Source organism: Streptoverticillium reticulum (genome assembly GCF_047456005.1).
Classification (GTDB): Bacteria; Actinomycetota; Actinomycetes; order Streptomycetales; family Streptomycetaceae; genus Streptomyces; species Streptomyces reticulum.
In genome coordinates this window covers 3,155,303-3,174,474 of the sequence record NZ_CP179755.1, presented here as the reverse complement: position 1 = coordinate 3,174,474, position 19,172 = coordinate 3,155,303, and the positions used below count along the sequence as shown (strand labels likewise).

General features: G+C 68.9%; 14 protein-coding genes and 1 pseudogene. 4 read left to right on the top strand and 11 right to left on the bottom strand.

The features are described from left to right. Positions 1-56: 56 nt before the first annotated feature. From ACMATS_RS14160 to ACMATS_RS14145, 4 genes are all read right to left on the bottom strand, one after another. Positions 57-647, bottom strand: a complete 591-nt coding sequence (locus ACMATS_RS14160) for a malonic semialdehyde reductase (protein ID WP_390776311.1) — start codon at positions 645-647, stop codon at positions 57-59. Between the two features lie 120 nt (positions 648-767). After that, complete coding sequence (locus ACMATS_RS14155; protein ID WP_390776312.1) at positions 768-1,001, bottom strand: exodeoxyribonuclease VII small subunit; 234 nt, start codon at positions 999-1,001, stop codon at positions 768-770. A gap of 80 nt (positions 1,002-1,081) precedes the next feature. After that, complete coding sequence (gene xseA, locus ACMATS_RS14150) at positions 1,082-2,296, bottom strand: exodeoxyribonuclease VII large subunit (RefSeq protein ID WP_414168081.1); 1,215 nt, start codon at positions 2,294-2,296, stop codon at positions 1,082-1,084. A 70-nt stretch (positions 2,297-2,366) separates the two neighbouring features. Beyond that, complete coding sequence (locus ACMATS_RS14145; RefSeq protein ID WP_414168080.1) at positions 2,367-3,743, bottom strand: APC family permease; 1,377 nt, start codon at positions 3,741-3,743, stop codon at positions 2,367-2,369. Between the two features lie 150 nt (positions 3,744-3,893). Between ACMATS_RS14145 and ACMATS_RS14140 the strand changes: the two genes are divergently transcribed. Both ACMATS_RS14140 and ppgK read left to right on the top strand, forming a co-directional pair. After that, positions 3,894-4,883, top strand: a complete 990-nt coding sequence (locus ACMATS_RS14140) for a 4-hydroxy-3-methylbut-2-enyl diphosphate reductase (RefSeq protein WP_414168079.1) — start codon at positions 3,894-3,896, stop codon at positions 4,881-4,883. A 30-nt stretch (positions 4,884-4,913) separates the two neighbouring features. Then, positions 4,914-5,678 carry a polyphosphate--glucose phosphotransferase gene (gene ppgK, locus ACMATS_RS14135; RefSeq protein ID WP_390776316.1) on the top strand — a complete coding sequence of 255 codons (765 nt, stop codon included), beginning with the start codon at positions 4,914-4,916 and terminating at the stop codon, positions 5,676-5,678. Here ppgK and ACMATS_RS14130 read toward each other — a convergent pair. Beyond that, positions 5,575-6,198 carry a DUF6542 domain-containing protein gene (locus tag ACMATS_RS14130; RefSeq protein WP_414168078.1) on the bottom strand — a complete coding sequence of 208 codons (624 nt, stop codon included), beginning with the start codon at positions 6,196-6,198 and terminating at the stop codon, positions 5,575-5,577. The two genes, ppgK and ACMATS_RS14130, sit on opposite strands and share 104 nt — an antisense overlap. A 221-nt stretch (positions 6,199-6,419) precedes the next feature. Here ACMATS_RS14130 and ychF point away from each other — a divergent pair, with 221 nt between their 5' ends. Next, a complete protein-coding gene (ychF, locus tag ACMATS_RS14125) occupies positions 6,420-7,508 on the top strand; it encodes a redox-regulated ATPase YchF (RefSeq protein ID WP_390776318.1) in 1,089 nt (362 codons plus the stop codon). A 147-nt stretch (positions 7,509-7,655) separates the two neighbouring features. Here ychF and ACMATS_RS14120 read toward each other — a convergent pair whose 3' ends face one another. Next, positions 7,656-7,895, bottom strand: a complete 240-nt coding sequence (locus ACMATS_RS14120; RefSeq protein WP_414168077.1) for a hypothetical protein — start codon at positions 7,893-7,895, stop codon at positions 7,656-7,658. Between the two features lie 81 nt (positions 7,896-7,976). Between ACMATS_RS14120 and ACMATS_RS14115 the strand changes: the two genes are divergently transcribed. After that, positions 7,977-10,145 (top strand): AIPR family protein, encoded by a 2,169-nt coding sequence (locus tag ACMATS_RS14115; RefSeq protein WP_414168076.1) that lies wholly within the window; start codon positions 7,977-7,979, stop codon positions 10,143-10,145. A gap of 14 nt (positions 10,146-10,159) precedes the next feature. Here ACMATS_RS14115 and ACMATS_RS14110 read toward each other — a convergent pair. The 5 genes and pseudogenes from ACMATS_RS14110 to ACMATS_RS14090 all read right to left on the bottom strand — a co-directional run. Beyond that, positions 10,160-10,288 (bottom strand): annotated as a pseudogene (locus ACMATS_RS14110) (DUF397 domain-containing protein); the annotation flags it as partial. Between the two features lie 309 nt (positions 10,289-10,597). Further along, positions 10,598-12,118 carry an HsdM family class I SAM-dependent methyltransferase gene (locus tag ACMATS_RS14105; protein ID WP_414168075.1) on the bottom strand — a complete coding sequence of 507 codons (1,521 nt, stop codon included), beginning with the start codon at positions 12,116-12,118 and terminating at the stop codon, positions 10,598-10,600. Positions 12,119-12,283: 165 nt separating this feature from the next. Next, positions 12,284-13,888 (bottom strand): N-6 DNA methylase, encoded by a 1,605-nt coding sequence (locus ACMATS_RS14100; RefSeq protein ID WP_414168074.1) that lies wholly within the window; start codon positions 13,886-13,888, stop codon positions 12,284-12,286. Continuing rightward, a complete protein-coding gene (locus ACMATS_RS14095) occupies positions 13,885-15,315 on the bottom strand; it encodes a restriction endonuclease subunit S (RefSeq protein WP_414168073.1) in 1,431 nt (476 codons plus the stop codon). Before ACMATS_RS14095 ends, ACMATS_RS14100 begins: the two co-directional genes overlap by 4 nt. Further along, the gene (locus ACMATS_RS14090) at positions 15,312-18,992 is read right to left on the bottom strand and encodes a DEAD/DEAH box helicase family protein (RefSeq protein WP_414168072.1); all 3,681 of its coding nucleotides are present in this window, start codon (positions 18,990-18,992) and stop codon (positions 15,312-15,314) included. Before ACMATS_RS14090 ends, ACMATS_RS14095 begins: the two co-directional genes overlap by 4 nt. Positions 18,993-19,172 lie beyond the last annotated feature (180 nt).

The following is a 19,172-nucleotide window of genomic DNA, read 5'->3' as shown; positions in this document are numbered from 1 at the left end:
AGCAGGCCGGGCACCCGTGGTGGGTGTCCGGCCTTTGCTGTTTCCTGTGACGGCCGTCAGACGGTCGTGACGGCCTGGTCGAAGTCCAGGCGCGGGCCGCGCGGGCGGTAGGCGTCCTCGGCCGGGCGGCCGATGTTGACGATCATCAGCGGCGTGTGGTCCTCGTCCAGGAACTCCTTCTGCACGGCCGCGGCGTCGTAGCCGGTCATCGGGCCGGCGGCCAGGCCGGCGGCGCGCAGGCCGAGGATGAAGTACCCCGCCTGCAGGGCGCCGTTGAGCGTGGCGGACGACTCGCGGGCCGCGCGCTCGGCGAAGAAGAGGTCCTTGGCCTGCGGGAAGGCCGGGAAGAGGGCCGGCAGCTCCTCGTGGAACTCGTTGTCCGCGGCGAGGATCGCGACCAGCGGGGCGGCGCCGGTCTTGGCCCGGTTGCCCTCGGACATGAGGGGGACCAGGCGCTCGCGGGCCTCCGCGGAGCGGACCAGGACCACGCGGAGCGGGGACTGGTTGAAGGCGGTCGGCGCGAGCTTGATCAGGTCGTAGACGGCCTGCATCTGCTCGTCGGTGACGGGCTCCTCGGTGAACGCGTTGGCCGTGTGGGCCGCGCGGAAGAGAAGGTCCTGGGCGGCCTTGTCGAGGGCGAGGGTCATGTGGGGGCACCACCTGTCGCGTGGGGTTTTCAAGCTGGCGACAGCCACTCTAGGCGCAAAGTGTATTAACTTTCAACTAAATGTGGAGGGGCTCACTCCGAACCTCGCCGTTCCCGGCCGTCAGTCCTCGTCGGCCCCCTCCGCTTCCTCCCGGGCCAGCGCCGCGTCCAGCCGCGCCCGGGCGCCGTCCAGCCAGCGGCGGCACACCTTCGCCAGCTCCTCGCCGCGCTCCCACAGTGCGAGCGACTCCTCCAGCGTCGTACCGCCCGCCTCCAGGCGGCGCACCACCTCGATCAGCTCGTCCCGCGCCTGCTCGTAGCCCAGCGCCGCCTCTGCCTCTGCCTCCGTAGCCATGCGCACCAGCCTAGGCCTAGGGGGTGTCCGACGGGTCAGCACAGACGCCGCAGCGCCTGCACTGACCCGTCGGACACCCCCTAGGGACCGACAACGGCCCGCACCGTGAACCCGCCCTCCGCGACCCGCGCCCGCAGTTCCTCGTCCGCCGCGACCTCGTCCGCCGTGCGCACCACGGAGCCGTCGGCGTGCTGCAGCACCGCATAGCCGCGGCGCAGCGTCGCGGCGGGGGAGAGCGAGACCACCCGGGCCAGGGTGTGCGTCAGTTCCGAGTCCGCCCGGTCCAGCAGGTGGCCCAGGGTGCGGCGGGCCCGGTCCTCGAGCGCGGCGATCTGTTCCTCGCGCTCGTCCACCATCCGCTGCGGCCGCTCCATGGACGGGCGCGCCAGAGCCGCCGCCAGGCCGCGCTCCTCGCGGTCCAGCAGCCCCGTCACACAGCGCAGGGCGCGCTCGCGCAGGTGCTGCACGCGCGCGAGCTCCTCGCCCACGTCCGGCACGACCCGCTTCGCCGCGTCCGTCGGCGTGGACGCCCGCAGGTCGGCCACCAGGTCCAGCAGCGGGGTGTCCGGCTCGTGCCCGATCGCCGACACCACGGGCGTGCGGCACGCGGACACCGTGCGGATCAACTGCTCGTCGGAGAACGGCAGCAGGTCCTCCACGCTGCCGCCGCCGCGGGCCACGACGATCACGTCCACCTCGGGCAGCGCGTCCAGCTCCTGCACCGCCTCGATGACCCGGGGCACCGCGTGCACGCCCTGCACGGGGACGTTGCGCACCTCGAAACGCACGGCGGGCCAGCGGTGCCGGGCGTTCTCCAGCACGTCGCGCTCGGCGGCGGAGGCGCGGCCGCAGACCAGCCCGATCAGCTGCGGCAGGAACGGCAGCGGCCGCTTGCGCTCCGCCGCGAACAGCCCTTCCGCGGCCAGGGACTTCTTCAGCTGCTCCAGCCGCGCCAGCAGCTCCCCGACCCCCACGGGCCTGATCTCGGCGGCCCGCAGCGACAGTTGGCCGCGCGGGGCGTACCACTCGGGCTTGGCGTGCACCACGACGCGGGCGCCCTCGGTGACGACGTCGGCGACGCGGTCGAAGACGGCGCGGTAGCAGGTGACCGAGAGGGAGACGTCGTGCGAGGGGTCGCGCAGCGTCAGGAACACGACGCCGGCACCGGGGCGCCGGGACAGCTGGGTGATCTGCCCCTCCACCCAGACGGCACCGAGCCGGTCGATCCACCCGCCGACGAGCCGGCTCACCTCACTGACGGGGAGCGGCGCTTCGGGGGACGTGGTTGCAGCCATGCGGTCGAGCCTAGCGGCGGGCTGTGACGGGGGAGGGGGTTGCGGGGGTCCGGCACCGCACCCCGCACGCTCACCCCGGTGCGGAGCGCCGGAAGACCTCGGCGCCCAGCACGCCCAGCCCCGCCGCCAGCCACAATCCGCCCACCGCCTGCGCAGCAACCGCGGCGCGGGCGATCACCACGATCACCACCGCCAGCCCCAGCAACGGCACCACCACGTGCCGCGCCAGGCGCGAGCGCTTCCGTACCGCGAACCACCCCAGCACCGAAAGGTGCAGCAGTCCGAACGCCACCAGCGCCCCCACGTCCACCACGGACACCAGCCGGTCCAGCCCGTCGTCCCGCCGCGCCGCCCACACGGCGGCGCACAGCGTCACGACCGCCGAGCCCAGCACGGCCGGCCGCGGCACCCCGGACCCACGGTCCACCTTCGCCAGAAGGACCGGCAGCCGCCGGTCCCGCGCCATGGCGAACAGCAGCCGCCCGGCCGCCGCCTGCCCGGCCAGCGCGGCGAACGCCGCACCGACCGCCTTGCTGGCGGCCACCAGGTCGTGCAGCCACGTACCCGCCGCAGCGTCGACGGTGTCGTAGAACGCCGCCCCCTGGCGGACCGGCTTCGCCGCCAGCTCCTGCGGCGACATCGGCGCGAGCAGCGCGGCCAGGTACGCCTGCAGGACGAACAGCACCCCCGCCACCGCCAGGCACGTCAGCACCGCCCGCGCGACCTTCTCGCTCCCCCCGGCCGACTCCTCCGCGAACGCGGCGATCGCGTCGAAGCCCAGGTAGGACAGCACCGCCACCGACACGGCGGCCAGCACCGCGTTCCCGGAGAACCCGCCCACCCCGCCGAGCGGGGACAGCCAGCCGCGCCGGGGGCCGTGCTCCGCGAGTGCCACGCACGCCGCCACCACGAAGACGAACAGCACCGCGATCTCCATGGCCAGCACCAGGAAGCCGACCCGTGCGGCGGCCCGTACGCCCCACAGGTTCAGTGCGGTCGTCACGACCACCGCGACCGCCGTCCACACCCACTGCGGGACGGACGGGACGAGCGCGTGCAGCGCGATCCCCGAGAAGAGGTAGGCCACCGCCGGGATCAGCAGGTAGTCCAGCATCGCCATCCACCCGGCGATGAATCCGGCGCTCTCGCCGAGCCCCACGCGCGCGTACGCGTAGACCGACCCCGCCTTGGGGGCGACCCGCACCATCTGTGCGTACGAGAAGGCCGTGAACCCCATCGCGACCGTCGCCACGACGTAGACCAGCGCGACCGCCCCGTGCGACTTGGCGTCCAGCGTGCCGAAGACGCCGACGGGCGCCATGGGGGCGATGAACAGCAGCCCGTAGACGACGAGGTCCCGGAAGCCGAGCTCCCGGCGGAGCCCTCCGGTCCCGGAGGCGGGAGAGGTGGGAGAGGCAGGAGAGGAAGATGCAGGTGTTGGGGGCATGCGGGCTGTCCCTTCACCGTGAGCAGGTGAACAGTTGAACGATCCTGAAACGCTCCTGGTCGGAAACCGTCCTGATCGTCACGTTTCCTTGGTCATCGTCCCCCAGCCGCGCCCGGCGCGCTGTCGGTGCCGCCCCGTACGATGGACGCCATGACCACTCCCACTGCCCGCAAGGTCCTGCTCGCCGCCCCCCGTGGCTACTGCGCGGGCGTGGACCGCGCCGTGATCGCCGTCGAGAAGGCGCTGGAGCAGTACGGTGCCCCCGTCTACGTGCGCCACGAGATCGTCCACAACAAGTACGTCGTGAAGACGCTCGAGAAGAAGGGCGCGATCTTCGTCGAGGAGACGGCGGAGGTGCCCGAGGGCAACATCGTCATCTTCTCGGCGCACGGCGTCGCCCCCGTGGTCCACGAGGAGGCCGCGCGCGGCAGGCTGGCGACGATCGACGCCACGTGCCCGCTGGTGACCAAGGTCCACAAGGAGGCCGTCCGGTTCGCCAAGGAGGACTACGACATCCTCCTCATCGGTCACGAGGGCCACGAGGAGGTCATCGGCACCAGCGGCGAGGCGCCCGACCACATCACCCTGGTCGACGGCCCGGAGGACGTGGCGAACGTCGAGGTCCGCGACGAGTCCAAGGTCGTCTGGCTGTCCCAGACCACCCTCTCCGTCGACGAGACGATGGAGACGGTCGACGCCCTCAAGGGCCGCTTCCCCAACCTCCTCTCGCCGCCCAGCGACGACATCTGCTACGCCACGCAGAACCGTCAGACCGCGGTCAAGCAGATGGGCGCCGACGCCGACCTGGTGATCGTCGTGGGCTCGAAGAACTCCTCCAACTCCGTCCGCCTCGTCGAGGTCGCCCTCGGCGCCGGCGCGCGCGACGCGCACCTGGTGGACTACGCCGAGGAGCTCGACGAGGCCTGGCTGGAGGGTGTGAGCACGGTCGGCGTGACCTCGGGCGCCTCGGTGCCGGAGATCCTCGTCGAGGGCGTCCTGGAGTGGCTCGCGCAGCGCGGCTTCGCGGACGTCGAGGTGATCACCGCGGCCGAGGAGTCCATCACCTTCTCCCTCCCCAAGGAACTCCGCCGCGACCTGCGCGCGGAAGCCGCGGAAAAGGTGCAGCCGTCCGAGGGGTGACGGCGCCCGCCGCCCCGTAGCGTGGTCGGCATGAACGTATTCGGCGTGGACATCGGCGGATCGGGCATCAAGGGCGCGCCGGTCGACCTGGCGCGCGGCGAGGTGACGGCGGAGCGCTTCAAGGTGCTCACGCCGCACCCGGCCACTCCGGACGCGGTCGCGGACGGCGTCGCGGAGGTGGTGCGGCACTTCGGCGGGGTGCGGGGCCCCGTCGGCGCGACCTTCCCGGGCGTCGTCGTCGGCGGCACGACCCGGACGGCGGCCAACGTCGACAAGGGCTGGATCGGCATGGACGCGGCCGGCCTGCTCGGCGAGCGCCTGGGCGCGCCGGTCACCCTGCTCAACGACGCGGACGCGGCCGGCCTGGCCGAGATGTCCTTCGGCGCCGGACGCGGCCGCAAGGGCACCGTCGTCGTGCTCACCTTCGGCACCGGCATCGGCAGCGCCGTCTTCACCGGCGGCCGGCTGGTGCCCAACACCGAGCTGGGCCACCTGGAGCTCAAGGGACACGACGCGGAGACCCGCGCCTCGTCCCGGGCCAAGGAGGACGGCGGGCTGACCTGGGCCCGCTGGGCCCGCCGGGTGCAGAAGTACCTCGCGCACGTGGAGATGCTCTTCTCGCCCGAGCTCTTCGTCATCGGCGGCGGCGTCAGCCGCAAGGCCGACAAGTTCCTGCCGCTGATCGAGGGGATCAGCGCCGAGATCGTTCCTGCTGCCCTGGAGAACAACGCGGGGATTGTGGGGGCCGCGATGGCCGCTTCCGCTGCTGGTGCCGTTCCCGCCGCCGCAGCCTGATCAGCGCGACCCGCCGGTAGAGCCCGATGAGCGCGGCGAGCAGGGTGCCCGCGTAGAGCCAGCCGGCCTGCAGCGACAGCACGGTGACCAGGCCCATGATCCGGGCGCCGAGGCCGCCGCCGCTGCTGTTGCTGATCGGCAGCGCGCCGACCGCGAAGGCGATCGGCGCGCTCACCGGCGCCGTCAGCGCCTCGGTCGGGCGCACCCACAGGGCGCAGCCCGCGCAGGCGAGCAGGAAGCACACGCCGTAGACGGCGGGCGAGCCGTCCAGCGTCATGGCGTCGAGCTTGCCGGCCGCCAGCATCACCAGCGCGGTGAGCAGCCCGCTGCCGAGGCCCGTCAGGCGGGCCGGGGGCAGCTGCTCCAGGCGGCGCGGCCGTAGCGGCCGGGTGCGGCCCGGCAGCCGCCGGGCCCGGAAGACCGAGCTGCTCTCGCCCGGTCCCACGGGGGCGGCGGGGCGGGGCACCGGCGTGTCGCGGCGGACCTTGCGCTGGGGGGTACGCGTGCTGGGTTGCTCCACGCGACCAAAGTAGGTCGGGGGACCGCGGGAACCCCGGATGGGACACGCCCTTTGACCCCCCTTGGCCGTGCGTTCGGCCGATCACCCGGACGAGGCGGGCGCGCGGTACGGACCCGTAGACTGGGGGACCGGCCCGTCCGGGCCGCGGACCCTTTTACACCATTCCCGTACCGGCGCCCCGCCACGGGAACTCGCTACGGGAAGCTACGGGAAGTCGTCACGTGTCGCTCACGATCGGAATCGTCGGTCTGCCCAATGTCGGCAAGTCGACCCTGTTCAACGCCCTGACCAAGAACGACGTGCTGGCGGCCAACTACCCGTTCGCCACCATCGAGCCCAACGTCGGCGTCGTCGGCGTCCCGGACGCGCGGCTCACCAAGCTGGCGGAGATCTTCGGCTCGCAGAAGATCCTCCCCGCCACGGTCGACTTCGTCGACATCGCCGGCATCGTCCGCGGCGCCTCCGAGGGCGAGGGCCTGGGCAACAAGTTCCTGGCGAACATCCGTGAGTCCGACGCGATCTGCCAGGTCATCCGCGCGTTCAAGGACGAGAACGTCGTCCACGTCGACGGCAAGGTCTCGCCCAAGGACGACATCGAGACCATCAACACCGAGCTGATCCTCGCCGACCTGCAGACCATCGAGAAGGTCCTGCCGCGTCTGGTGAAGGAGTCGCGGATCAAGAAGGACGTGGCCGCGAAGGTCAAGGCCGTCGAGGAGGTCAAGGCGATCCTGGAGGAGGGGAACACCCTGTTCTCCGCCGGCATCGTCCAGGGCACCGAGAAGGCCGAGGTCCTGCACGACCTGCACCTGCTGACGGTCAAGCCCTTCCTGTACGTCTTCAACGTCGACGAGGACGAGCTGGCCGACGACGCCTTCAAGGACGAGCAGCGGGCCCTGGTGGCCCCCGCCGAGGCCATCTTCCTCAACGCCAAGCTGGAGGCCGACCTGGCCGAGCTGGACGACGAGGAGGCCCTGGAGCTCCTCCAGTCCGTCGGCCAGGAGGAGCCCGGCCTGGCCACCCTGGCCCGCGTCGGCTTCGAGACCCTGGGCCTGCAGACCTACCTGACGGCCGGTCCCAAGGAGTCCCGCGCCTGGACGATCAAGAAGGGCGCCACGGCCCCCGAGGCGGCCGGTGTCATCCACACCGACTTCCAGAAGGGCTTCATCAAGGCCGAGGTCATCTCCTTCGCCGACCTGGTCGAGACCGGCTCCGTCGCCGATGCCCGCGCGGCCGGCAAGGCCCGCATGGAGGGCAAGGAGTACGTGATGGTGGACGGGGACGTGGTGGAGTTCCGCTTCAATGTGTAGCGGGTGACTTAACACCACTTCGCTTATCTGGCAAACATGCAGTTCAAGAGGGGTCTGGCTCTTCGGGGCCAGGCCTCTAGATTTTTACCGTGCTGGATTGCTGGATGCCGACAATTCGGATGGGCATCTTGGCCCGCCGCGTCTCCGCTACGGCAGGCCCGTCACGGCCTGGGGTGGTGCGAGGCGACAGTGAAGGGCCGGGGGATGGACATTGGTGGCGATGGTGGCGGCCTGGTTCATGTGGACCTGGGCCTCGGGTGTGGCACGCATCGCCCAGTAGTGGTCCTCGGAGTCCCGCTGGGTGTAGTTGATGACGTGCTGCCCATCCTGGTCGGCGGGGGAGTTCGCGCAGAGGAACCGGCCCAGGTGCTGGCGCGAGGCTGACACGCTCTGTTTCCGCTTCGATACCCTTAACGCTGACGTCCAGAACGGCGGTTGGGAGCACGGATGGGTAAGGGTGCACCGGGGATGCCCCTTGAGGTACAGCACATTAGAAGGGCGCTGCTGCGGGAGTTCGCAGGACGGATCTCCATGGACGACTTCGAGAAGAAGGACCCCAAAGAGCGCGAGACGGCCTTGCTGTCGAGAGCCGTTTCGGCGAAGGCCGCATGCGTCCTCGCGGACTGCACCTCGGACGAGGCGGCGGCGTGGGTGATCGATGGCCGGGACGATTTCGGCATCGACTGTGTTGCGTTTTCTGCCTCGGGATCCGAACTCTGGCTGATCCAGGCCAAGTGGAAGGACAAGGGGACGGCCGGCTTCGACACAGAGGCGGCACTCAAGCTGGTCCACGGGCTGAAGAAGCTCGACAACCGCGATCTCGATCACTTCAACGAGCGGCTGCAACTGCTCGCCGACCGTGTGCACGGCGTTCTCAGGCTGCCCACGTGCAAGGTCAACCTAGTCGTCGCCCTCATGGGAGAGGGGCGCCTCTCTCCCGAGACCCGCAACATCCTGGACGAGGCGGCCAACGAGTTCGGCGGACGCGGACGGACCGTGGAGTACCGGGTGCTGGACCAGGAGGACTTCCACCGGGCGATCCGGGAGGACCTGGAGCCGCAGCCCATCACTCTCAAGGCCACCATGGACCGCGAGTGGTACAGCCGCGAAAACCCCTACAAGGCGGTGATCGGTGAGATCAGTGCTGATCAGCTTGCGCACTGGTACGGCGGCAAGGGTGGTGACGAAGATCACGACAAGGGGCACGGCGAACGTCTCTACGACCGCAACGTCCGCAAGTCGCTGGGACTCACTGGGGTCAACCAGACCATGGTGGAGTCGATGCTGGAGGACCCGGAAGGGTTCCTCTACCGTCACAACGGCATCACGGTGCAGTGCGACAGAGTCGAGCAGGAGTACCACGCCAAGAGAGCAGTCGGCCAGCCCACCACCCTCATCCTGCACAACGCCAGTGTGGTCAACGGCGCCCAGACGGTGTCCTCGGCCTATCGGGCGTACGAGAGAGATCCCGAGGCCGTCGCAGAGGCCCATGTCCTGGTGCGGATCATCTCCCTGGAGGGAGCGCCGGAGGGCTTCGGGCGTTCCATCACCAAGGCCACCAACACGCAGAACCACATGGAGCGCCGGGACTTCATCGCCATCGACACCGTCCAGAGCGAGATCCAGAAGGACTTCCGCCTCTCCCTCGATAAGGAGTACGTCTTCCGGCGGGGCGAGCTGGACCCGGCTCCCGAGTCGGGCTGCTCGGTCACGGAGGCGGCCACGGCCCTGGCCTGCATGCACCGGGACTCGTCGCTCGCCGTGCGGGTCAAGGGCTCCACGAACGCGCTGTGGGAGGAAGGCGCCGGGGGCGCTTACACGAGACTGTTCGGTCAGCAGCCGACCGCTCAGCAGATCTGGCGCGCCGTGCAGGTCTTCCGGCTGGTGCGGGACCAACTGACCGAGTTGCGGACGAGGTTCACCGGACGTCCGGCCGCCGTCGTGGACAGCGGGGGCCTGCTGGTGGCCCATCTGGTCTTCCAACGGATCGGCCGAGACCGCTTCGACGAGCCGGACGACGAGTGGACCGAGGTGCTCGCCGGCGTGCCCGGTCAGGTCAGTGCCGTGCTCCTCTGCCTCATCACCATGGTCGACACCCTTTTCACTGGCAAGAGTTACGTCACCAGCACCTTTGCCAACGAAGAGCGTTGCGCGCGGCTGGTAGCCGCGGTCCTGGGCGTCCTCGAGCGCGGCACCGGACCGGACTCCCCCATGAACCTCAAGGCCCTCATGGCGGATAGCGGATCGAAGCGGCAACGTCGGCCCCAGACGGTCCGCTTGCTCGTCGACCACGACGCCATCAGCGACGGGACTCCCCTTGTCTACGCCCCCAGCACCGTGGAGGAACTGGCTATCGGCGCATGGCTCGACGAGGACCCCCGTCGGCGCCGGGCGAGTTGGGTGAACGACCGGAAGACCCCCATCCTCTGGGAGGCCGACGGCAAGCGGTACTCCCCGACCGGACTGGTCTCCCAGATGTGGAACGCGGCCGACTGGAAGGAACAGTGGAGCGCGGTCCAGGGCCCCAAGCAGTGGAAGGTTCCGGGCGAGGGGACGCTGGTGGAGATCGCCGAGAGGCTCTGGCGGGACATCGCGGACGAGGATCAGTCGGACGAGGACAGCTTGGCGGGCGCATGAGCTCCGGGTTTCGTTCAGCGCAGGTACGCCACGAATGCCGTCCATGCGCTGGGGGAGAAGGCGAGTGTGGGGCCGGTGGGACGCTTGCTGTCGCGGACGGGGATGAGGACGGGGAGGTTGCCGGCGGCTTCGACGCACTCGCCTTGCCCGCCGCTTTAGCTGCTGACGCGCCGTATCGCCTCTGCGAAGACGTGCGAGGGGCGGGGGAGCGTCGTCCACGGCAAGTATGGCGAAGAGGTGCCGTTCCGCCGAACTCGGTGGCGATCTGTCTACGGCTGGACTGAGCCTGTACGGGATGCGATCAGGGCGGTGATCGCACTCTGCCCTCCCTGCGAGGAGGCGGGGAGGGCACGCAGGAGTGATCAGCCCTGAGCAGGTTCCCCCGGGGTGCCAGGTGCGCGAGTCGTCGTCGGTCGGACCGAGGTTTTTCTGACGACGACCTGCCTTCGTGGTCACTGCCCCGGCAGCGCCTCGGCGACTTGGCGGAAGTGGGCGGCTGCCTCGTCGAGCCGGTCCGCCACCTCGAAGGCGATCTCCCTGGGAGAGCCGAAACCACCCAGTTCCGGGGCCAGATGGGCCTTGAGGTCGAGGCTTGTCTTCGGGTGGTCGAGGAGTTCCGCCACCGGATAGCGGCGGAAACGTTTCGACTCAGTCCGTGCGGCGAAGCCCCCCTCCGGGAGGCAGGAGGCCACGAAGTCGTCGAAGTCGGCCTCGGTGACCGGGTTTCCGGTGTCGGTGTGGTGGTTGCCCGTCCGGGCGTCGTACACCCACAGGTCCTTCGTGGCGGGCTCACCGCTCGGCTTGGGGGCGGACTTCGTGAAGAAGAGGATGTTCGACTTGACGCCCTTGCGGTGGAACAGCCCGGTGGGCAGGCGCAGGAGGGTGTGTACATCGCAGTTCCTCAGCAGGTTCTGTCGTACGGAGGCCGCTGCGCCACCGCCGAACAAGACTCCGTCCGGGACGAAGACCGCCGCCCGCGCGCCCTGCGGCAGGGTGATTGCCAGGTGCTGGAGGAAGTTGGTGGGGAAATCCCCGTACGCCCAGAAGTCGTCGCGCATGGCGGCGTCGGGCTGTACGCCGTTGCTCTTGAACGGCGGGTTGCAGATGGCCACGGTGGGTGCGATCCCGGACCCCGAACGGACCACCGGGACCTTGCGCTTGAGTGTGTCGGCGAGCTGGATCGGAGTGGGGGCGGTGAACGGTCGGCCGGTGTGCAGCAGGATGTTCAGCATGCTTAGCCGACACATCTGCGCGTCGAGGTCGGCGCCCGCGAGGGCGGTCGGGGTCAGCTGGCGGTTCGCGGCGAGCATAGCGTTGTATGCGGCGATGAGCGTCGTGCCCGTGCCGCACGCCGGATCGATGACGATGTCCTCGGGGCCCACATCGAGCACCTTGGTTATGGCGTTCAAGATGGGGAGGGGCGTGAGGGTCTGGCCGGTCTCGATCTTGAGGTCGATGTCGTCGCGGCAGTCGCGCAGCATCTGTGAGAAGGCACGGCCCAACTCGGCCTGGGGGACCGCCAACCAGCGGTAGGGCCCGATCTGCTCGACGATCAGCTTGTTGAGCTCGGCCATGCGGTCGAGCCCCCAGAGCTGGGCGTCGCGGAAGACGACACTCGCGATCTGCCGGTCGGGCCGGTCGGTGAGGTCCTGGTTGCCGAGATCGTCCATGAGTTGGGTGAGGCGGGTGTGCAGGGCGTCGCCGCTGAGCAGAGCCAGGTCCGGCCAAGCGTCTGTAGGTGCGACGGGTGGGTGCGCGAACCGGGCCGAGCGCTGGGCGCGTTCGTGGTCCAGCTTGAGGAACAGCAGGTAACCGACGTGCTCCACGAACTGAAGGCGGGTGATGGCGCGGGTATTGGTTCCCTCGCGGTAGAACCTCCAGAGCCGCTCGGCAATCGCCTCGCCCGTCCAGAGCCGCTCCGCTGGTACGCCTGCTGCCGCCGCGCCGTTGCCTCGACCGAGCCCGTTGGCCATGTTTCACCTAGTCCCTGTGTGAAGTCCCTGGCGGGCCGTCTGCCTCTGTACCGTCCGCACGGATAGAGGGGCCACGCCTCCCGTTTCCAGGCGCGGGCTTCGGTCGGCCCTCGGGACCACCAGAGCCCGTACCCGTATGGGGCTTGGCAGGCTAGGAGGCCGGGCTTACCGCTCCTGGGTTGTGCTGTCGTCCGTCGTGCCGTCTTCGGAAGCGCTGGTGGTATTGCCGGCCGTCCTCGTGCTCGCGACCTTCTTCAACGCCTGTGCCACGGCGGTGAATTCAGCCAAGGCTGTCTCCAGGTCCTCCACGATCTCTTGCGCGATCACGTCCGGAGCCGCGAGGGCGGCAGAGGAAGCGGAGGCCGGCTGAAGCACCGTCAGGTCGAGGTTGACCTTGTCACGGGCGATCAGTTCATCGTACTCGTATGATCGGAAGCGCTCACTTGGCTTTCGGGCCGAGTAGTCAGTGCCGCCGGAGTGGAAGGCGGCGACGAACTCGTCGAGGTGCTCGCGGCGCAGAGCGCGTTGCTTGAGCGTAAAGCGCTGGTCGGTGCGGAAGTCGTAGACCCAGAGCTGCTTGGTCGCAGGCTTGCCACCGGGACGGGGGGGACGCTTGTCGAAGAACAGGACGTTCGCCTTGACGCCGTTGGCGTAGAAGATGCCAGTGGGCAGGCGCAGCAGCGTGTGGACGTCGGTGAGGTCCAGCAGGCGGCGGCGGATCTCTGCGCCCGCGCCGCCCTCGAACAGCACGTTGTCGGGCAGGACCAGGGCAGCCCGGCCGTTCGTCTTCAGCAGGGTGTAGATGTGCTGGACGAAGTTGAGCTGCTTATTCGTGGTCTGCGTCCAGAAGTCCTTGCGGGAGGTGTACGCCTCGCCGGTGACCGAGCCCACGCCGAAGGGCGGGTTGGCCAGCACGATGTCGTAGAACTTGTGCGGCGACTTCGCCAGAGAGTCCTGGATGGTGATCAGCGGGCGGGCCTCGGACGTGCCGATGCCGTGCAGCAGCATGTTCATCAGGGCCAGCCGGGCCGTCTCTCGGACCAGTTCGTAGCCGGTGATGGCGCCTGTCTGGAGCTTGCGCGCCTCATCGCCGTACAGCTGCTCTTCGTAGCGTTCGACGATGTGGGCGTGCGCGGCGATGAGGAAGCCGCCGGTGCCGCAGGCGGGGTCGGTGATCGACTCGCCGGGGCGCGGCTGCACGCAGTCGACCATGGCGTCGATGAGCGGGCGGGGCGTGAAGTACTGGCCAGCGCCTGTCTTGCGGTCCTCGGCCCCGCGCTGGAGCAGGCCCTCGTAGGCATCGCCCTTGAGGTCCAAATTCTCGCGGGTCCAGGTGTACGGGTCGATCAGGTCCTTGATGAGGCGTTCCAGGACAGCGGGCTCGTGGATCTTGTTCTGTGCCTTGGTGAACACCTCGCCGAGCATCGTGCCGCCGTTGCGGCCGAGCTGCCGCAGGACGTGCTCGTAGTGGTCCACGAGGTCCTCGGCCGACCGGCTGGTGAGACTCGGCCAGTCCAGGCCTGGGGGAACGAGCGGCTCCTCCGGCATGTTCCGGCGGAACTTGGCCGGCCGGTTGGCGCGCTCGTCGGCCATCTTCAGGAAGAGGAGGTACGTCAGCTGCTCGACGTAGTCGAGGGTGGAGACACCAGAGTGGCGCAGCAGCTCGCAGTACGACCAGAGCCGGTTCACGAGCGTGGAGGTCGTCTCCCCGGCGGAGCGGCTGGGGCCTGGAGTGGTGGCGCTGTTCATGAGGGCGGGGGTGGTGCTCACTGGGGCAGTTCTTCCTGACCGGGCGGGGCGGAGCGCGGTTTGCGCTGGGTGCGCTTGCGGGGTGCCTTCTGGGCGGTCGCGCGGGCGGCTCGGATGCGGTCGAGCAGGGCTGAGGCGGGCTCGTCAGCGGGGTCTTGCGGGACGAGGGTGCCGGTGAAGGCAGCGTTGAGGAGGGCGGCGCGGAGTTCGGCGCTCTCGGTCTGGGCCTCGCTTACCGATGCTGCAAGTGGGTCTATAGCTGCCTCCTGCTGTTTCACCCACTCGATTGCCTCACGTTGTTGGTGAAGTGCGGGCACCGGGAAATCGACGTTCTCGATCATCGCCTGATCGATCTTCGGCATAGAACCGGAAAGGCCGCGTGCATTTTGACGGAAATAGAAAAGGATCCGGTTTGTGCGCAGAGCCAAGGCGGTGTACTCGGGCAACACGCGGGACTGATTAACGCGCACACGGATGAGGAGATCGGGGTAGATCGCCCAGTTTCTCTCGCCGTGGTAAATTGCGGATGTCCCGACCAGTTCGGCGGAGTTGGAGCGCTGGATGAAAATATCCTGATCTTCGAGCCAGAGGCTCTTGATCCGTTTCGGGTCCGCGCTTGTGACTTTGGTGAATTGCGGGCTGAAATCATTTCGCGTGACCGCGGTTAGGGTGAGCGTTCGAATGCCGGTTCCGTCGGTCGTTGCCTTGGCCGACACGCCATTACGCAGAGGTTCGCTCAGGAGGTCCTGCAGGCGTTCCCAGGGGGACTCGGAGTGTTGAGAGATAGCTGTATCGGCGATGCTGGAGCGGAGGTCTGATACCCGCCTGGTTGCCTCGGCCAGTGCATCTTCGCCAGCCTCGATGTGGCTGATTTGCTGCTCAACCTGGGTAACGATACGGCGCTGCTCCGCAAGCGGTGGCACGGGAATCTCAAGGGCTTCCAGGTAAGGCCGTGGCACCCGGCGTTGGCCAACCGCGCCGGACATGTTCTGCTCTGCGTTGGTGCGCACGTTGCGCTGCAACAAATAATGCATCAGGTACTCGGGAAGAACTGCCCCGAGGGTGCGCAGTACATGGAATTCTGTGCTTCCGAGGGCGCGGCCGTTCAGCAGTCCTCGGGCTACCGCGATCTTCCCGTTCTCCATGCAGGGCGTGATCTTGGCGAAGAGAACGTCGTTCTCCTGGAAACGTGTCAGCGACTTCTTCTTGAAGTCGCCGTACCGCACCTGACTGGACGCATCAATACGCCCCGTTTCGGCCTCAACGGCAGCCATGGGTACTTGGGAAATGAAGTCGCCGTCTTCGGGCTCATCGTCGAAGGCACGCGGGTTGACATCGCACAGTTCCGCCAGCGTCGCCCGAGCCCACCCCCGAGGCAGCTCCCCGGTGCCCCCGCCCGGAAGCTCCTCCCGGCCGTCACCGGAATCCGCACCCAACCCCAGCGTCACGCGCCCAGCTCCCTGTCCAGTTCGTCGAGGATCTCTTCTGCCCGATCCTCGCCAAACTCCGCGAGGAATCCGTCCGTGCCGTTCATCTTCGTGAACGGGGCGTAGTCGAGGTCGGCGGTGTCGAAGCGTACACGCTCGACTGTCGCACCGGCGATGTGGTCGAGCCACCAGCGTTCGGTGTCGGTGAAGGTCACGCCCGCCTGTGCCTGCCGGGCCAGCCAGGCCGCGTACCGCTCCCGTACCGCCTCCTCATGCGGGCGCGGCAGGGCGGCGCCTTCGTCCGCGCCGCCCGCCAGCTCGTACCGCAGCAGTGCTAGCAGGTCGGCCGCGGTGCGGGCGGCGGACCGGTTCGCCGTCACGGCCTCGCCCACCTGCTCGTAGCAGCGCCACAGCTTCTCCGCCGTCCAGGCGCGCGGCGGGCGTGCCACGGCCCGCGCCAGGTCCTTCAGGCGCCGCAGAGCCTCGCGGGGTGGTACGGGTGAGTCGGCCGAGAAGGCGAGGGAGAGCGCCGCCATCTCGTCCCGGTGCTCCTTGACGTACGCCTGCCAGTCGTGGATGGTCTCGCGTGCCGTCGACTCGACCTCCGGGACGGCGCCGGCCGATACCAGAGCGTCGCGGCTCGTCTCGTCGTACAGGATGTCCTTCGCGCGGCGCATCTCCAGCAGGCGGTTGCGGAGTTCGGGGTTCGAGGCCAACGGGCGTAGCGCCCGCTCGGTCACGTCCCGTACGGCCTGGTCGGGGTCGAGGCCGAGGCGTTCGGCGGCCTCGCGGGTCTTGGCCTGCTCGTCGATCGAAACGGCGTCGACCATCTTGTGCACGATGTGCTTCAGCGGTACGCCGCCGGTGAGCGTCTCGATCTCGGTGTGCTCCTCGTCGGTCATCTGGAGGTCGAGCTTGGCCAGACGCGAGGCCAGAGTCGAGACGTGGTTGTCCTCCGCGACACCCCGGGCGGTGAGGCGGAGGAGCTTCTCAAGGTTGAGGTCCTTCTCCGTGTGCTGCTCCAGTGGACCGGCGTCCACCTTCGGCTTCCGGGTCACGCCCACCGCGTCGACGATCACGAAGTGCGTCTTGGGACCGACGCCTGGGGTGACGCGCTCGAACTCGGTCAGCGAGAGGGTGCGGGCGCCACGGCCCTTCATCTGCTCGAAGTAGGCCCAGCTCTTGACGTCCCGAAGGAAGAGCAGGCATTCGAGGGGCTTGACGTCGGTGCCCGTGGCGATCATGTCCACGGTGACGGCGATGCGCAGCTGCGGCAGGTTGCGGAAGTCGGAGAGCCGTTCCGCAGGCTTCTTCGCCGCGTGCGTGATCTTCGCGCAGAAGTCGTTGCCCTTGCCGAAGACATCGCGAATGACCTCGACGATCTCCTCGGCGTGGTTGTCGTTCTTGGCGAAGACGAGCGTCTTAGGGACGTATATTTCGTCCCACAGCAGCTCGCCGGTCTCCTTGTCGCGCTTGGCGCGCTCGGGGAAGATCTCGGTGAACAGACGCTCGCGGAAGGTGCGGACGACAGTCCGTAGCTGGTCCTTGCTGATCACGCCGACGCCGACTTCCGTCGCTCCGTAGGAGACGTCCTCGTCGAAGTCCTCGTAGCGCTGACGGCGGGTGCGGCGGTCGCGGACCGGGATGGTGCCGCGCGCGATGACGCCGCCCTCACCGGTTATCCGGGTCAGAATCTCGTACACCTGGAAGTCGACGTTGACGCCGTCGGCGACCGCCTCCGGGTACGTGTACTCGCTGACTAGGTTCCCGTTGAAGTAGCCGAAGGTCTGCGCGACGGGTGTCGCGGTGAGGCCGACGACGGGCGCGTCGAAGTACTCCAGCACGGAACGCCACTTGCCGTAGATGGAGCGGTGGCACTCGTCCACGACGATCAGGTCGAACGACTCGGGCGGGATGCCGGGGTTGTAGCCGACGCGGATGTCGCCCGCCACGTCGTACGCGTACTCCTCCTCGCCGTCCTCGCCCTGCGTGGCGGGGACGGTCGCGCCCGTCAGCTCCATATAGAGGCGCTGCACCGTGGAGACGACGACCTTCGCGGAGGGGTTCATGCCCTCGGCGCCCAGGCGCTGCACGTTGAACAGGTCGGCGAAGGTGCGGTTCGTGTCGGGCGTCGTGAAGTTCTCGAACTCGTTCTGCGCCTGGGCGCCCAGATTGTTCCGGTCCACCAGGAACAGGACCCGCTCGGCCTGCGCGTACTTGAGCATCCGGTACGAGAACGTGACAGCCGTGTACGTCTTGCCGGCGCCCGTCGCCATCTGTACGAGGGAGCGGGACTGACCCGTGCCCTGCTGGCCCTTGCCCAGCGCCACAGACTGCTCCACGCCGCGCACCGCCTTGATCTGGGCGGGGCGCAGGGGGCGCTCGTCTAGGTCGGGCATGCGCAGGCGCAGTCGGGCGCGGTAGGAGGGTGCCTGAGGGTCCTGTTCGGCCTGGCGGATCCAGCGGGACAGGGTGCGGGGCTGGTGGAAGGAGAAGATCCGCCTGCTGCGCGAGTCGGGGTCAAGGGTGTTGCGGAACCGGGTCTCGCCACCGTCCGACACGTAGCGGAACGGCAGCGGGGTGCGCCAGGCGATCAGACGTTGCTGCGCCTCGGTGGGGTGGTCGGCGTACCGGTCGGCCTGAGCCTCGGCGGCCGTCAGGTCGGCGCCCTCCCGCTTGGCCTCGATCACCCCAACCAGCTTCCGCTCCACGTACAGGGCGTAGTCGGCGCGGCCTGTGGCGGTGGTCGTCTCGCGGACGGCGACACCGCTGCCGCGCCGGTCCCCCTGGACGTACAGGTTGAGGTTGCCGCCCGCGTCCTGGACGCTCCAGCCCGCGTCGATGAGCATCTCGTCGAGACGGGTACGCACCTGCGCCTCGGTGAGGGGCTCGCGGGCCGCTTGCTCGGCGTTCTCCAGGAGACGGGCACGCTCGGCCACCGCCTCGGAGGCGGCGCTGGGGTTGGTGACCTGCTCGCGCAACAGCCGGGCGTCGGCCGCGGACTGAGCCTGCTGGAGCGCCGCGAGCTGATCGTGCATGGCGGCAACCTGGCGGGCGAGCTCCTCGCGCACCGTCGCTGCGTCGGCGAGTTCCCGCTCCGCCGTGAGGCGGGCGGCCTGTTCTGCCTGTGCCTGGGACGCCTGACCCTCGTAAGTGAGACGAGCCTCCTCCAGCGCGCGCCGGGTCTCCTCCACCTGTGCGCGCAGGGCAGTGTTCTGCGCGGCCGGTGTGCGTGCCGGATCCGGTGGAACGAACGTGTGCTGTTCGCGGGACCCGGTGATCAGTCGGTGGTACCAGACGCCGAGCCGGTGACAGGTCCGCAGGGCTCGGAAGGCATCGTCCGGGGCGTCATAGTCGTCGTGGTTGGCCTTGTTGCCGAGAACGCGGACCTCGTGGAACGCGGGTCCCACGTTGCCGTGCAGATAGCCTTCCCTATCGAGGGCTGCCAGGCGCTCGACCTGCTTGCTCCCGGCGAACTGGACACGACCCCGGCGCACCAGATCGGAAGCGAGTGCCTCACCGAACTGCCGGGACTTGATCAACGAGGTGTTCGGGTCGGTGAAGACATTGGCCTCGGCGCCCGAGCCATAAGCGACGAGCAGCGGCAGATGGTCGTACAGGAAACCGAAGTTACGTGAGGTGCGGGCAAGTTCGGCGAGTCTCGGGTCCGGCGTCTGTGCCGCGCCACCTGCGCTCATCAGAGGGGTACCGCTCTTCCTGGGGTGCTGTACGACGTGGAGTGCTCAGGTTGTCCGGGTGCGGAGAAGGGATCATCGAGCTTAGTGCCGGGGGTGCGTCGGCGCCAGGAGTTTCATGTTGCTGGAGACCGCAGCAGAGGCCGCACCCGAGATGCAGGCGGAGGGTGACTCGGCTCCGTG

Excerpts from the sequence above, each read along its gene's own strand:
- ACMATS_RS14115 (WP_414168076.1), top strand. The coding sequence starts at position 7,977 with ATGCCCCTTGAGGTACAGCACATTAGAAGGGCGCTGCTGCGGGAGTTC.
- ACMATS_RS14090 (WP_414168072.1), bottom strand. The coding sequence starts at position 18,992 with ATGAGCGCAGGTGGCGCGGCACAGACGCCGGACCCGAGACTCGCCGAA.
- ppgK (WP_390776316.1), top strand. The coding sequence starts at position 4,914 with ATGAACGTATTCGGCGTGGACATCGGCGGATCGGGCATCAAGGGCGCG.
- ACMATS_RS14105 (WP_414168075.1), bottom strand. The coding sequence starts at position 12,118 with ATGGCCAACGGGCTCGGTCGAGGCAACGGCGCGGCGGCAGCAGGCGTA.
- ACMATS_RS14160 (WP_390776311.1), bottom strand. The coding sequence starts at position 647 with ATGACCCTCGCCCTCGACAAGGCCGCCCAGGACCTTCTCTTCCGCGCG.
- ACMATS_RS14155 (WP_390776312.1), bottom strand. The coding sequence starts at position 1,001 with ATGGCTACGGAGGCAGAGGCAGAGGCGGCGCTGGGCTACGAGCAGGCG.
- ACMATS_RS14145 (WP_414168080.1), bottom strand. The coding sequence starts at position 3,743 with ATGCCCCCAACACCTGCATCTTCCTCTCCTGCCTCTCCCACCTCTCCC.
- xseA (WP_414168081.1), bottom strand. The coding sequence starts at position 2,296 with ATGGCTGCAACCACGTCCCCCGAAGCGCCGCTCCCCGTCAGTGAGGTG.
- ACMATS_RS14140 (WP_414168079.1), top strand. The coding sequence starts at position 3,894 with ATGACCACTCCCACTGCCCGCAAGGTCCTGCTCGCCGCCCCCCGTGGC.